We start from the raw sequence: 12632 nt of genomic DNA on the forward strand, positions 1-12632 counted from the left end.
CCCCGCCCGACCGTCAACTCAGACCAGCGCCTCGAACTGGTCGATCAGCCGCTCCAGCCGCTTGGTCCCGATGGCCCAGAAGGCCGGATCGCGCGGGTTGAGGCCGAACGGGGCCAGCGCCTCGACATAGCCCTTGGACCCGCCGCCCGCGAGAAGCTCACGGTACAGGGGCGTGAAGGCCTGCGGGTCCTTCGCCCGCGTCTCCATCAACGCCGCCACCAGCAGGTCGCCGAAGGCGTAGGCATAGACGTAGAACGGCGAGTGGACGAAGTGGCTGACATAGCTCCACCAGTGCTCGTACCCCGGGTTCAGCGTCACCGCCGGGCCCAGACTGGCGCCCATCTCCTCCAGCCAGATCTCGCCGATCCGCTCGACCGGGACTTCGCCCTTCGCCCGCTCGTCGTGGAAGCGGGTCTCGAAGCGGTGGAAGGCGATCTGGCGCACCACGGTGTTCAACCCGTCCTCGATCCGCCCGGCCAACAGGCCGCGCTTCTCCGCCTCAGGAGCCGTCTTCAGCAAGCGGTCGAAGGTCAGGCCCTCGGTGAAAATCGAGGCGGTCTCGGCCAGCGTCAGGGGCGTATCGGCCAGCAGGCTGCCCTGCCCCGCCGCCAGCGTCTGGTGCACGCCATGACCCAGCTCATGCGCCAGCGTCAGCACGTCCCGCCGCTCGCCCATCCAGTTCAGAAACACATAGGGGTGCCGGTCCGAGGTCACCGGATGGGCGTAGGCGCCCGACTGCTTGCCCGGACGCGCCTTGCCGTCGATCCACGGCCTGTCGAAGAAGCCCTGCGCCCGACCGGCGAAATCGCCGCCCAGATCACCAAAGCTGTCCAGCACCAGCGCCTTGCCCGCCGACCAGTCGTATCCACGCGGCGCCGTGGTCTCCAGCGGGGCGTTACGATCCCACTGGTCCAGCTTCGCCTTGCCCAGCACCTTCGCCTTCAGGGCGTAGTAGCGATGCGACAGCACCGGATAGGCGGCGGTCACGGCCTCGCCCATCGCGTCGACGGATTCGCCATGCACCTCGTTGGAAAGATGGCGGCCGTCCGCGGGGCGTTTGAAGCCGCGCCATTTGTCTTCCAGCGCCTTGTCGGCGGCCACGGTGTTCAGCACCAGCGCCATGGTCGAGGCGCGAGCGGCCAGCGCCTCATCCAGCCCCTGCGCGGCGGCCTTGCGCCTCGCTTCCTTCGGGTCAGACAGCCGGTTCAGCGCTTCGGCGAGAGTCAGATCATCCTTGCCCGCCTTAACCTTCATGGCCGCCAACGTCTCATCGAACAGGCGCGGCCACTGGGCGCTGATCGGCCCACGCTCGGCCAGGAAGGTCTCCAGTTCCTGCGACAGCTCGTGCGGCTTCATCGCCCGCGTGCGGCGCAGCCAAGGGGTCCAGCGGGCGGCGGCCGGATGGGCCTTCAGCGCGGCCTCCACCGCATCCTCGTCCAGTTGGTTGATCTCCAGCGTGACCCAGACGGTCGGGGTGGCGATGGCCGTCAGCTTCTCGCGCACCGTGGCTTCGAAGCCCTGCGCGCCCGCGTCGTTGCGGTTGGTCGAGGCGGCCAGGAAGGCATAGGCCCCCAGCGCGCCCAGAATATCCGACGCCTGCTCATACAGGGTGATGACCCGGTCCAGCCGCTGTCCCAGCAGCGCCGGATCGGTCTGCGCCGCCGCCAACTGCCCTTGCAGTCTGTTCAACTCGGCGACCAGCGCCCGCGCGCGCTCCAGATCGGTTTCTATGCGGGCGTCCTCGCGAGAGGCGTACAGGTCGGACAAATCCCAGACGGGGGCGTCCAGCGAATCGACGGGGGTCTTGAAGGGGGCGTTCATGCCTTCCGTTGTGGGGACGCGAACGCTCCGGCGCAACAGTCGGGCCGTCGCGCGACGAACGACCGCGAGGCGCCCTACTTGCTGCGCGACGGAGCCGGCGACGGGACCGCATCGTCCGTCAAGCCTGCGCCCGCCCGCATGTCGCGGCGCAGCGCCTGCAATTCAGCGGGGGTGCACCCGTAGTGCTGGCACATTCGGGTCGCCATTTTCTCGAGCATCTGGGGCAAGACAGCCATCACCGCGCGGTTCGCTTCCGGCATCACCGCCATGCTCTTGCGCGCGATCTCCCGGCCCATGGGCGTGTCGAAGAAGCCGACCATGGCTTCGAGCTCCGGCTCGGTGAAAACCGTCGCGAAAACCGGAACCATCTCATTGATCATCGCCGGGACCATGTCGGCCGTAAGCTCGGCCGTCAGACTGACGATGAAGCGACGATCAGCGTCGGGCAGGCCCTGCATACTCTGGTCGTTGGCCATCTCCTCGCCCAGCATCTCGTGGATCACGCCTTCGAACTGGTCGGTCAGCATCAGTTCGAGGTAGCGACGGCTCAACTCCAGTTGACGCGGGGACACCGCCCGCTCCGCCGTAGGCGGGCGAACCTGAATCAGGCGCTCGCCCTGCTGGGCCAACGCCGGCGTGGCGATCAGGCAGGTCGCGGCCAGCAGGCCTGCGGCGCCAGCGGAAATGAAACGCATGATGGTGTCCCCCGGTTCGCGCCATTGTTTCGCGAAGCCCCCGCTGGACGCAATCGTCTATTTGCGAAATTTTCGAATGATATCCGCCAGATCGACTTCGGAGACACAGGCCGCGGCCTGCTCCGTCGACATCCACACGCGTTCCCGCTGTCCCTGTTCCTGCCAGGTGTCGTGAACCGTCGTGACCTCCAGCGCATAGACCGAGACCACGCACCAGCGTGGCGCCCGGCGCTTCAGCATTTTCAGGTAGCGGAAGGTGCCCAGCGGCTCATGGCCCAGCGCGCCCTCAACCCCGGCCTCCTCCAGAGCCTCGACGGCGGCGGCTTCGGCGTCGGTCAGGCCCGGCATGCGGCCGCCCTTGGGCGTGACCCAGCGCCGGGTCTCGCGCGATGTGACCAGCAGAATCTCGATCCCGTCAGCCCCTCGCCGCCACGGCAGGGCCGCCACCTGACGACGCTCGGCGCGTTCAGTGCGGATCACATCGCTGGCCATCAGGTTGGAAACCCGCCGAACAAACACCTATCCCGGCTCGTCGGCCAAGAAGCCCCCTAGTCCCCCGGAGGGCTGATCACGTCAATCCGTCAGCCTGCGGATAATTTGTCATACGTCAGCGGCGGGATTTGGCCGCCGCATCGCCCATGGCCTCGCAGTCGAACCGAAGACAGAATTTCTCGCCCATCGCGGTCGCGCTGGTCAGGAGATGAGGCATCATCGCCTGCTGCAGGGCCATCCCCGCTTCCAGGTTCTTGCGAGCGATCGAGCGTCCCATGGGCGTCTCGTAGAAGGCCACCACCGCCTCCAGTTCAGCCGCTGTGAAGGTGTCCGCCACCTCGGCCCGGACCTCGGTGATGGCCATGGTCAGGGCCTCATCGAAGATTGCTGTGAACTGGTCCGCCAGCCAGGTCCGCTGATCATCCGGCAGGTCCATTTCGCCGTAGCCTGCCTCGATATACTCGCGCAGCAACTTGGTGGAGTCCGCGCCCTGCGTCAGATGCAGGTAACGCCCCGCCAGATCCAGCTGATGTTGGCGCGCGGCGTCAGGCGCATCCTGCGCCAGCACCGGTCCCGCGCACAGCGACAGAACCGTGATCAGAAGAGCCAGAAACCGCATGACGTATCCCCCGGAAAATCGACCAATGTTCACCCGGAGGTTCGGTGACCGCAAATGGAATCGTTCTTCACAGGGCGTTTTCGGCCATTTGTGGCCATTTCACAGGGTCCGCGCGTCGTAGGCCCTGCGCGCTGCGTCCACATCCGACATGCGGGTCTCCGCCCAATCGATCATCGGCGACAGAGCCGTGACCAGTGTACGCCCCAATGGCGTGATCTCATAAGTCACGCTGACCGGAACAGTCGGCTCGACATGGCGGGTCGCCAGCCCGTCCCGCTCCATCTGGCGCAAGGTCTGGCTAAGCATCTTCTGCGACACCCCGCCGATCCTTCGCTTCAGCGCATTGAACCGCATCGGCTCCTCGTCGAGCGTCGTCAGCAACAGGGTCGTCCACTTGTCCGCGATCCGGTCCAGCAACTGCCGGGTCGGACATTCAGCGGCATGGACATCGCCCCGCTCAAACGCCGGGGCGGTTTCGCCTGGGTGACCAGATGAGATTTCAGTGCCTTCTTGCATAGCTGATCTCCATATCGCACTTGGTCTCCATTGGAAACCACCAAGGAACCTCCCCAATGAAGATCGTCGTCCTGGGCGCCAGTGGCCGCGCCGGCTCGGAAATCACCAGGGAGGCCGCCGCGCGCGGCCACACCGTCACGGCCATCGCCCGCAAGCCCGAGGCCATCCCGACTGCCGACGGCGTCACCGCTGTCGCCGGGGATGCGTCGGCCGCCGCTGCCCTCGCGCCCCTGCTCAAGGGCGCGGACGCCGTCATCAGCGCCCTGCATTTCGACGTCCCGGCCGAGACCCTGCTCGCTGCGCTGCGTGAGGCAGGCGTGCCCCGCCTGCTGGTCACCGGCGGCGCCGCCAGCCTTGAAGTCGCCCCCGGCGTCCGCGTCATCGATACGCCGGAGTTCCCCGAAGAATGGAAGGTCTTCGCCCAGGGCGGCATCACCTTCCTGGATCATCTGCGGGGCGTCAGCGACGTGGACTGGACCTTCTTCTCCCCGGCCGCCCTCATCGAGGAGACCCCGCGCCTGGGCCACTACCGCACCGACACCGACACCCTCGTGGTCGATGAGAAGGGCGAAAGCCGCATCAGCTTCGCCGACTACGCCATCGCCATGATCGACGAGCTGGAGCAGCCGAAGCACAGCCGCGCCCGTTTCACCGCCGCCTACTGAGGTTCCGGCAGGGCGAGTTTATCGCCCCCTTCCGACGGAAGGCTCAAACAACGCAAAGCCCCGGAAGAGCGATCTTCCGGGGCTTTCACGCGTTTGCGCGACAGAAGGGTCTCAGCCGCCCGCCGGGTAACCCTGCATCATCGCGGCCTTCACCGCGCGTCTCTGATCCGCGCTGCACTCCAGCCGGTCGCACAATCGGTCGGCCATCTCGCCCATGACGCCGGGGATGACCGCTTGCGCCACCTCAGCCATGCGCGGCGCCGCGGCGGCGCTCTTGCGGACCAGCGACTGACCGACGTCGCTTTCGTAGAAGGCCACCAGCGCCCGCAGCTCCTCAACCGTGAAGATGTCGGCATAGATCGGCGCCATGGCGTCGAACATGCGAGGCATCATGACCTCGATCATTTCGCCGGTGACCTCCCGGATGATCTGATTTTGCTCGGCCGGAATGTTCGGATTCTCCGGCATCAGGGTGGTCATCATCTGGCGCATCGAGGCCGCCAGCTGGTCTCCCTGGATCAGCACGATGAACCTGTTCGCCAGCGCCAGACGCTCGGCCGCCTCTCCCTGCGTCGCCGTCTGGGGCGCAGGTTGGGCCGCGATCTGCGCGTGAACAGCCGCAGGCGCGGCCATGAGCGTCAGGGCCAGCATCAGGCCCGCGAACAATCTGAACATATCGTCCCCCGAAAAGAGCCGGACCATCACCGCAAGCGTCGGTCCGGACAAGCAAAAACGGCGGGGATCGCTCCCCGCCGTTCCTGTGTCTTTCGACTGTAGCGACCTATCAGGCGCCCAGCGAAGCCGGATCCACCTTGAAGCCCGGACCCATCGTCGACGACAGGCTGATCTTCTTGATGTAGGTGCCCTTGGCGCCCGACGGCTTGGCGCGGTTCAGCGCGTCCACGTAAGCCTTCACGTTGGCTTCCAGGGCGTCCTGGGTGAACGAGGCCTTGCCGATGCCGCCGTGAGCGATACCGGCCTTCTCGACGCGGAACTCAACCGCACCGCCCTTGGCGTCCTTGACGGCTTGGGCGACGTTCGGGGTCACGGTGCCGACCTTCGGGTTCGGCATCAGGCCGCGCGGGCCCAGCACCTTACCCAGACGGCCGACGAGGGCCATCATGTCCGGCGACGCGATCACGCGGTCGAAGTCCATCAGGCCGCCGTTGATCTGCTCGTACAGATCCTCGGCGCCGACGTATTCAGCGCCGGCGGCGCGGGCTTCATCCGCCTTGGCGTCCTTGGCGAAAACGGCGACGCGAACGTCACGGCCGGTGCCCGACGGCAGGTTGACGACGCCACGGACCTGTTGGTCGGCGTGACGCGGGTCGACGCCCAGGTTGACGGCGATCTCGATCGACTCGTCGAACTTGGCCTTGGCGTTGTCCTTGACCAGCTTGATCGCCTCCGAGAACGAGATCAGTTCTTCGGTGACGCCGACGCGGGCTTTTTGAGCCTTGGTTTGCTTGGCCATGTGCTTAGCCCTCCACGACTTCGAGGCCCATCGCGCGGGCCGAGCCTTCGATGATCTTCGCCGCGGCGTCGAGATCGTTGGCGTTAAGATCCTTCATCTTCTTCTCGGCGATCTCGCGCAGTTGCGACTGCTTGATCTTGCCGGCGACTTCACGACCGACCAGCTTGGAACCCGACTTCAGGCCGGTGGCCTGCTTCAGGTACCAGGTCGCCGGCGGCGTCTTGGTGATGAAGGTGAACGACTTGTCCTGGTAGACGGTGATGACGGTCGGAAGCGGGGTGCCCTTGGCTTCCTTCTCGGTCCGCGCGTTGAACTCCTTGCAGAAGCCCATGATGTTCACGCCGCGTTGACCCAGAGCCGGGCCGATCGGGGGCGAAGGCGTGGCCGAACCGGCCGGCACTTGCAGCTTGATATAGCCGAGAATCTTCTTGGCCATTGGTCTCTCCTATTCGGTAGCCCGGAACTGAATCCGGACCGGTGAGCCGTGGTGCGGCATGGCTGCCTTCCACGGATTTACGCGATTGCTCGCGCCGCCCTGTTCAGAGCGAGGCGCGCGTATAGCGGACGGGGGGCTGAATTGCAAACGGCGACCCCCGACCTTTCGGTGGGGGCCGCCGCCGCGAAATCCATGGTGAGACCGTGGCTTACGCCGCGACCTTCTCCACCTGATTGTACTCCAGATCCACCGGGGTCGGGCGGCCGAAGATCGACACGGCCACGCGCAGACGGGCGTGTTCCTCGTCGACGCTCTCGACCTGGCCGTCGAAGCTGGCGAACGGGCCGTCGATGACCTTGACCGTCTCGCCGATGTCGAAGCGGATGGTGGGCTTCGGACGCTCGACGCCCTCTTCCACCTGACCGACGATCTGCTGGACCTCACGCTCCGAGACCGGCAGCGGCTTGGTGCCGCCCGCGGCGCCCAGGAAGCCGGTGACCTTCGGGGTGTTCTTGACCAGGTGGTAGGCGTTGTCGGTCATCTCCATCTTCACCAAGACATAGCCCGGGAAGAATTTGCGCTCCGAGTTCACCTTGCGGCCGCGGCGCACTTCCACGACCTCTTCGGTCGGGACCAGGATTTCCGAGAAATTATCCTCGAGGCCCTGCTGCTTGGCCTGCTCGCGCAGTTGCTCGGCCACCTTCTTCTCGAAATTCGAGTAGGCATTGACGATGTACCACTTGTGGCGCGGATTGGCGGGCTTGGCGACGTCGGTCATTGGGTCAGTCTCTCTTACTGGCCGATCGCGAGGACGACCTGCGACAGGCGCGTCAGGCCGAAGTCCACAACGGCGAAGAAGACGGTGGCGATCGCCACCATGATGAAGACCATCACCGAGGTGATCCACGTCTCCTTACGGCTCGGCCAGACGATCTTGCGGCCTTCGGCGCGGACCTGGCTGATGAACTGCGGGATCGACGTGCGCTTCTTCGGGGCCGGGGCGTCAGCCGAGACGGCGCTGCCGGCGATGGCCGGTTGAGCGGTCTGGGGGCGGCGTCCCGAAGGAGTCTTGGCCTTGGCCATGCGGCGTCTCTTCAAACAATCAAACCTGTCGGAACCAGATGGGAACTCCCATCCGGTTCCGACAGGGGGAAAATGGCAGGAGTTGGGGGACTCGAACCCACGACCCCCGGTTTTGGAGACCGGTGCTCTACCAGCTGAGCTAAACTCCTGGAGCAGAAAGTCAAAGACGTCGGGGTGTCCCGACCGCGTTCGCTTTCGCCAGAGGCGGGGCTATGCCCCACCCCGCCGCCGTTTTCAAGCGCAGTTACCGCTGAATAGGCATATCGACGCAAGAAGACTGCGGATCAGTCCTCCTGATGGGCCGCGACGGCTTCCGCCTCATCAGACTTGCCGACCACTTCACGGAACAGAAGCTTGTCGATCCGGCGGTCGTCCATGTCGATGACCTCGACCTCGAAACGCCCCAGTTGCAGCACTTCGCCCTCGTCGGGGACGCGCGACAGCTGGTGCAGCACCAGACCGGCGACAGTGTGGAAACCTTCGGCCTCGCCGAAATCCTCGCCCAGTTCGTCGGAAAGCTCCTCAAGGTCGGTCTGGCCGTCCACCATCCAGGTGCCGTCCTCGCGCTGACGGATATAGGCCTCGGCCTCGTCGTGACCCTCGTCGAAATCGCCCGCGATCATTTCCAGCAGGTCGGTGGCGGTCACCACGCCCTCGAACGCACCGAATTCGTCCACAAGGAAGGCCATGTGAACCTTGGAAGACTTCAGAATCTCCAGCGCCTTCAGCACGGACGTCGACTGCGGGATGAAGGCCGGGGTCTGGACCAGCGATTCGACATCGAACTTGCCGTGGGTCAGCAGGCTGTCCAGCAGGTCCTTCTTGTGCACCACGCCCAGCGGGTTATCGACGTCGTTCTCACGCGCGACCACGATCCGCGAATAGGGACAGGTGCGGATTTCCTCGCGCAGCTGCTTTTCGGTGTCATCCAGCGCGATCCAGAAAACCTCGTGACGCGGGGTCATGGCCACCCGGATGGGGCGGTCGCCGAGCGTCAGGATCTCCTCGATCATCTCCTGCTCTTCCGGCTCGATCAGACCAGCCGAGGTGCCCTCGGCGATCATGGTCTCCACCTCTTCCTGGGTAACGTCCGAACCGTCGCGATCCTTGACGCCCAGCACTTTCAGGATGCCCGAGGTCGAGGCCGTCAGCAGCAGGACGAACGGCTTGAGCACCAGGGCCAGGGTCGAAATCGGCCCGGCCATCTTGGCGGCCACGGCCTCCGGGAAGATCAACGCGATCCGCTTGGGCACCAGTTCGCCGACGATCAGCGACACATAGGTGATGAACACAACAACGATGGCCGTCGCGATGGCCTCCGACCACGGCGCGACGGCCGGGATCGTCGTTTCGAGAATGTGGTTCAGCTCGCCCGCGATGGCGGCCTGACCGTAGGCGCCCGCCAGAATGCCGATGGCCGTGATGCCGACCTGCACAGCCGACAGGAAGTGGGTCGGGTTTTCGGCCAGCTTCAGTGCGGCGCGCGCGCCCCGGTCTCCCCGCTCCGCGCGGCTCTGGAGTTTTGACTTCCGCGACGAGACGACCGCGAGTTCGGTCATGGCGAAAACGCCGTTGAGCACCACAAGGAGCAGAACGACGGCGATTGCGATGGCTAACATCTAGGGGGAGGAGGACCAGCGCGGCGCAACAAACGGCGTCCGCAGGGGTGATGATAAGGGCGTTTCGCCCTGACCGCCACGGCTTTGCTGAAATTCAGTCCGCCTGCGCGCTTATGGCCACGCCCGATGTGGCCTGATCCGGGCGTGCGGCGGCGCAGGCCGCCATCCCGATCAGGACGCCGATGAACAGACCGATGTGCAGGGCGCGACGCATGAGGGTTACCGAAACCTTAACAATCTCTCGCGCACAAGAGGCCAGGATTCGACCGCGGACAAGGCGGCGCCTGCCGCCGGTTGCGGCGTTCACAGCGCCACATCCCCCCACAGGCGAACGGCGACCGGATAGAAAGAGAAGGCCATGCGAAGCCTGATGCGCTGGATCATTGGAACGGCCGTCGCCGGCGCGGCCGCCCTGACGCTCTGCGCCGGTCTGATCGTTGCGGACGGCCTGACCGACGAGGTTCGTCCAAGCGACGTCGCCGTGGTTCTGGGGTCGAAGGTCAATCCGGACGGAACGCCCTCCCCGCGCCTCTCCGCCCGTCTGGGCCGGGCTCTGGACCTCTACCGGGCGGGCGTCACGCCCCGCATTCTGGTTAGCGGCGGTACGGGGATAGAGGGCGTGCCGGAAGGCACGGCGATGAAGCGCTGGCTGGTCTCACAGGGCGTGCCGGACGCCGCGATCATCGTTGACGATCAGGGCGTCGACACCCGCGCCACCGCCCGCAACGCCGTCGTCCTGATGCGCGCCAACAATCTGCACAGCGCCATCGTGGTCAGCCAGTATTTCCACATCCCGCGCACCAGGCTGGCGTTCGCGCAGGAAGGCCTGCCCGGCGTCGGGTCGGCCCACCCTGACTATTTCGAGCCACGCGACCTCTACGCCATCGCTCGCGAGGTCCCGGGCTATGCGAGCTATCTGTTGCGGTAGTCGCCGTCAGCCAGCGGCGGCCATCAACTGCCGGATCAGGGCGCTGATCAGGACGAAGGCGATCACCGCCACCCAGGCCCAGGGAATTCCGCTCGGCTCATCCCCCGCCCTGCCGGAGCGTCGGTTCGAGACCGGTACATCCGGTCCCTGCACCGGGAAGGTGATGCCGTTCATTCCGCGCGCCTTCTCGACGAAGGCCTTGTACGCCTCCATCGCCTCGACCGGCACGTCGTCGCCCGGAACGACCAGCATGATCTGATGCAGCCCCTCGCGCGGACTGGTCCACTCGAAGCTGCTCTCCAGATACAGCCCCACCGGTCCGCGCGCGGAAATCCGCCAAGGCGTGACATCGACCGGACGGGCGAAGCGGAACACCCGGCGCGTCTCGATGCGGCGCGGCAGTCCCATGTCCAGCGGCGTCGAGCGGCTACCCGAGATTTCCATCAGATGCGGGCCGACCACATCATCGCGGGAGATGAAGACCCGGGCGCCGTTGTCCCGGTTGGCGAACGGCTCACTTACGCGATAGCGCTCGATCACGGTCAGGACGTTCTCGACCGCATCATCCCGCACCTCGTGGTCCGCCAGGGCGGTCAGGGGCGAGTGGATTTCCCGCTCAAGCCCCTCACGCATGGACCGCGCGGCGCCGTCCCGACTCTGGTTCCCCAGCCAGTGCCGGACCCCGTCCGCGCGCCAGCTCCGGTAGGTGGTGGTCAGGGTCAGCTCGGCCGGTTCGGCGGCGTTGGCGGGAATGTCCCAGACTTCCTCGAACGTATTGGTGGTGCGCAGCCTGGCGCGGGGCATCGCCTCCAGCTTCGCATCCGCCTCCAGCGGCAGGGCGAAATCGAACATGGCGCGCGTCACATGCTCCAGATCGCCGGCCTGCGGCGACATGGTCGGATCCAGCCACAGCGTTCCGCCGTTCAGCCGCACCCGAACGATGCAGTGGTTGAACGCCAGCACATGCGGCAGTCCCTGCGGCAGTTCCTCGCCCCGCATCGTGTTCACAAGCGCGCAGACGGCGTCGATCCCCATTGTCCGCAGCACGGCGGTCAGCAGCAGTGACGCATCCTTGCAGTCGCCGTAGCGGGTCTCCCAGATCGTCTCCAGCGGGCGCGGGCGATAGCCGCCCTCCCCGATGCTGACCGAATGATAGCGCAGCATCGACTGCACCATCCGCAAGGCGGCGGGAATGCGGGCGGCCGGCTTCGGATGCGCGGCCTCAAGGGCGCGGACGTCAGCCGCCAGCCCCTCCGGCAGGGTGACGGCCTCATAGAAGGGCCGGAACACATCCGCGATGGCCGACCAGTCCACATCGTCGGCGATGTGACCGCTCGAATACCCGTTCCACGAATGCGGCGTTCCTTGCGGAATGGTCATCGGGACCGCGTCCACCGCCTCCCACTCCAGCACCCGCACTCCGCCCTCGACGGTGTCGCGCGTGGTGACGGGCGCGCCGGTGGAGTGCAGCGCCAGCTTCCGGTCCGCCGGCGCCCGCAGGGTGCACCGCGTCTCCACGACCGGGATGCTCCACTGCAGGATGAAGGACCAGCTGAACAGGCCGCCCAGCGCGGGCGGTGCGCCGATCACGGACAGGATGGTCTCGACCACATCGCCTTCGCGAATGTCGGGGATGACCATGTGGGCGGTCATCCGTCCGTCGTAGACGGCCCGCTCCATGTTCAGTTCGCGCTGGATGACCTCGAAGGCCTCGGGGCGGCCCGCCTCCCGGACCGCGCCGTCACGGTGGACGCGCACCGCGTGGATCACGACGCGTTCGTACTCGGGATTGAAGTGAACGCTGACGGAGGCGGCGGGCTGAAGGCCCTCGCTGCCGGTCACCTGCACGATGTTGCGGCTGGTGTAGACCGGCTCCGGTCCCGTCAGGTCGAACTGGCTCTGCGACAGCCAGTGGCAAAGCCCGCCCGAGGTCAGATCCCGCGGATCACGCCCCTCCATCCTGGCCGGGACCAACTCGAAGCTGGCCGGCGCCGGCGCGAACTCAAGCCGCGACCGAGGCGAGACAGGACTATCGTAACTCATGGAACACATCCCCCGACCCACGATAGGCGAAGGCATGGCCTCTTGAGAAGGCAAAAGAAAACGGCCCCCGGATCGCTCCGGGGGCCGTCTCTTTTTGTCAGCCTGTGTTCGCCTCGCGGACGCTCACGGCTTGAGGCTCATGCGCTCAAGAAGCGAGCGACCGCGTCGCGAGCGTTGGCGCTGCGGGACCGTCGATTACTCGATGATCTTTGCGACGACGCCGGCGCCGACGGTGCGGCCG

Annotated in this window: 14 protein-coding genes and 1 tRNA gene; 2 read left to right on the forward strand and 13 right to left on the reverse strand. The window is 66.1% G+C overall.

Features of this window, described 5'->3' with window-relative positions:
- Nucleotides 1-18: 18 nt before the first annotated feature.
- The 5 genes from ACODRV_RS10160 to ACODRV_RS10180 form a co-directional block, all read right to left on the reverse strand.
- Complete coding sequence (locus tag ACODRV_RS10160) at nt 19-1821, reverse strand: M3 family oligoendopeptidase (RefSeq protein ID WP_488908235.1); 1803 nt, start codon at nt 1819-1821, stop codon at nt 19-21.
- A 74-nt stretch (nt 1822-1895) separates the two neighbouring features.
- Nucleotides 1896-2516 carry a DUF2059 domain-containing protein gene (locus tag ACODRV_RS10165; RefSeq protein WP_488908236.1) on the reverse strand — a complete coding sequence of 207 codons (621 nt, stop codon included), beginning with the start codon at nt 2514-2516 and terminating at the stop codon, nt 1896-1898.
- A gap of 57 nt (nt 2517-2573) precedes the next feature.
- Complete coding sequence (locus ACODRV_RS10170) at nt 2574-3035, reverse strand: NUDIX hydrolase (protein WP_488908237.1); 462 nt, start codon at nt 3033-3035, stop codon at nt 2574-2576.
- 88 nt (nt 3036-3123) lie between these two features.
- On the reverse strand, nt 3124-3627 hold the full coding sequence (locus ACODRV_RS10175; protein ID WP_488908238.1) for a DUF2059 domain-containing protein: 504 nt from the start codon (nt 3625-3627) through the stop codon (nt 3124-3126).
- A gap of 99 nt (nt 3628-3726) precedes the next feature.
- Nucleotides 3727-4143, reverse strand: coding sequence for a winged helix-turn-helix transcriptional regulator (locus ACODRV_RS10180; protein WP_141627211.1), 417 nt, complete (start codon nt 4141-4143; stop codon nt 3727-3729).
- A gap of 56 nt (nt 4144-4199) precedes the next feature.
- On the opposite strand from ACODRV_RS10180, the gene ACODRV_RS10185 reads away from it, so the two are divergent.
- On the forward strand, nt 4200-4808 hold the full coding sequence (locus ACODRV_RS10185) for an NAD(P)-dependent oxidoreductase (protein ID WP_488908239.1): 609 nt from the start codon (nt 4200-4202) through the stop codon (nt 4806-4808).
- Between the two features lie 111 nt (nt 4809-4919).
- Here ACODRV_RS10185 and ACODRV_RS10190 read toward each other — a convergent pair whose 3' ends face one another.
- The 7 genes from ACODRV_RS10190 to ACODRV_RS10220 all read right to left on the reverse strand — a co-directional run bounded on the left by ACODRV_RS10190 (nt 4920) and on the right by ACODRV_RS10220 (nt 9420).
- Nucleotides 4920-5483, reverse strand: coding sequence for a DUF2059 domain-containing protein (locus tag ACODRV_RS10190; protein WP_488908240.1), 564 nt, complete (start codon nt 5481-5483; stop codon nt 4920-4922).
- 109 nt (nt 5484-5592) lie between these two features.
- Nucleotides 5593-6282 (reverse strand): 50S ribosomal protein L1, encoded by a 690-nt coding sequence (gene rplA / locus ACODRV_RS10195; RefSeq protein ID WP_488908241.1) that lies wholly within the window; start codon nt 6280-6282, stop codon nt 5593-5595.
- A 4-nt stretch (nt 6283-6286) separates the two neighbouring features.
- On the reverse strand, nt 6287-6718 hold the full coding sequence (rplK, locus tag ACODRV_RS10200) for a 50S ribosomal protein L11 (protein ID WP_141627215.1): 432 nt from the start codon (nt 6716-6718) through the stop codon (nt 6287-6289).
- A gap of 208 nt (nt 6719-6926) precedes the next feature.
- Nucleotides 6927-7496: a transcription termination/antitermination protein NusG gene (nusG, locus tag ACODRV_RS10205; RefSeq protein ID WP_141627216.1), complete on the reverse strand. Its 570-nt coding sequence runs from the start codon at nt 7494-7496 to the stop codon at nt 6927-6929.
- Between the two features lie 14 nt (nt 7497-7510).
- Nucleotides 7511-7801: a preprotein translocase subunit SecE gene (secE, locus tag ACODRV_RS10210; protein ID WP_141627217.1), complete on the reverse strand. Its 291-nt coding sequence runs from the start codon at nt 7799-7801 to the stop codon at nt 7511-7513.
- Nucleotides 7802-7874: 73 nt separating this feature from the next.
- Nucleotides 7875-7950, reverse strand: a tRNA-Trp gene (locus ACODRV_RS10215).
- A 135-nt stretch (nt 7951-8085) separates the two neighbouring features.
- Nucleotides 8086-9420, reverse strand: coding sequence for a hemolysin family protein (locus ACODRV_RS10220; RefSeq protein WP_205750742.1), 1335 nt, complete (start codon nt 9418-9420; stop codon nt 8086-8088).
- A gap of 358 nt (nt 9421-9778) precedes the next feature.
- Between ACODRV_RS10220 and ACODRV_RS10225 the strand changes: the two genes are divergently transcribed.
- On the forward strand, nt 9779-10348 hold the full coding sequence (locus ACODRV_RS10225; protein WP_488908242.1) for a YdcF family protein: 570 nt from the start codon (nt 9779-9781) through the stop codon (nt 10346-10348).
- A 6-nt stretch (nt 10349-10354) separates the two neighbouring features.
- Here the strand turns inward: ACODRV_RS10225 and ACODRV_RS10230 are convergent, their stop codons facing one another.
- Entirely contained in the window at nt 10355-12391 is a 2037-nt protein-coding gene (locus tag ACODRV_RS10230) for a DUF3857 domain-containing transglutaminase family protein (RefSeq protein ID WP_488908243.1), read from the reverse strand.
- Between the last annotated feature and the right edge of the window lie 241 nt (nt 12392-12632).

It is taken from the genome of Brevundimonas sp. FG8 (assembly GCF_057808845.1).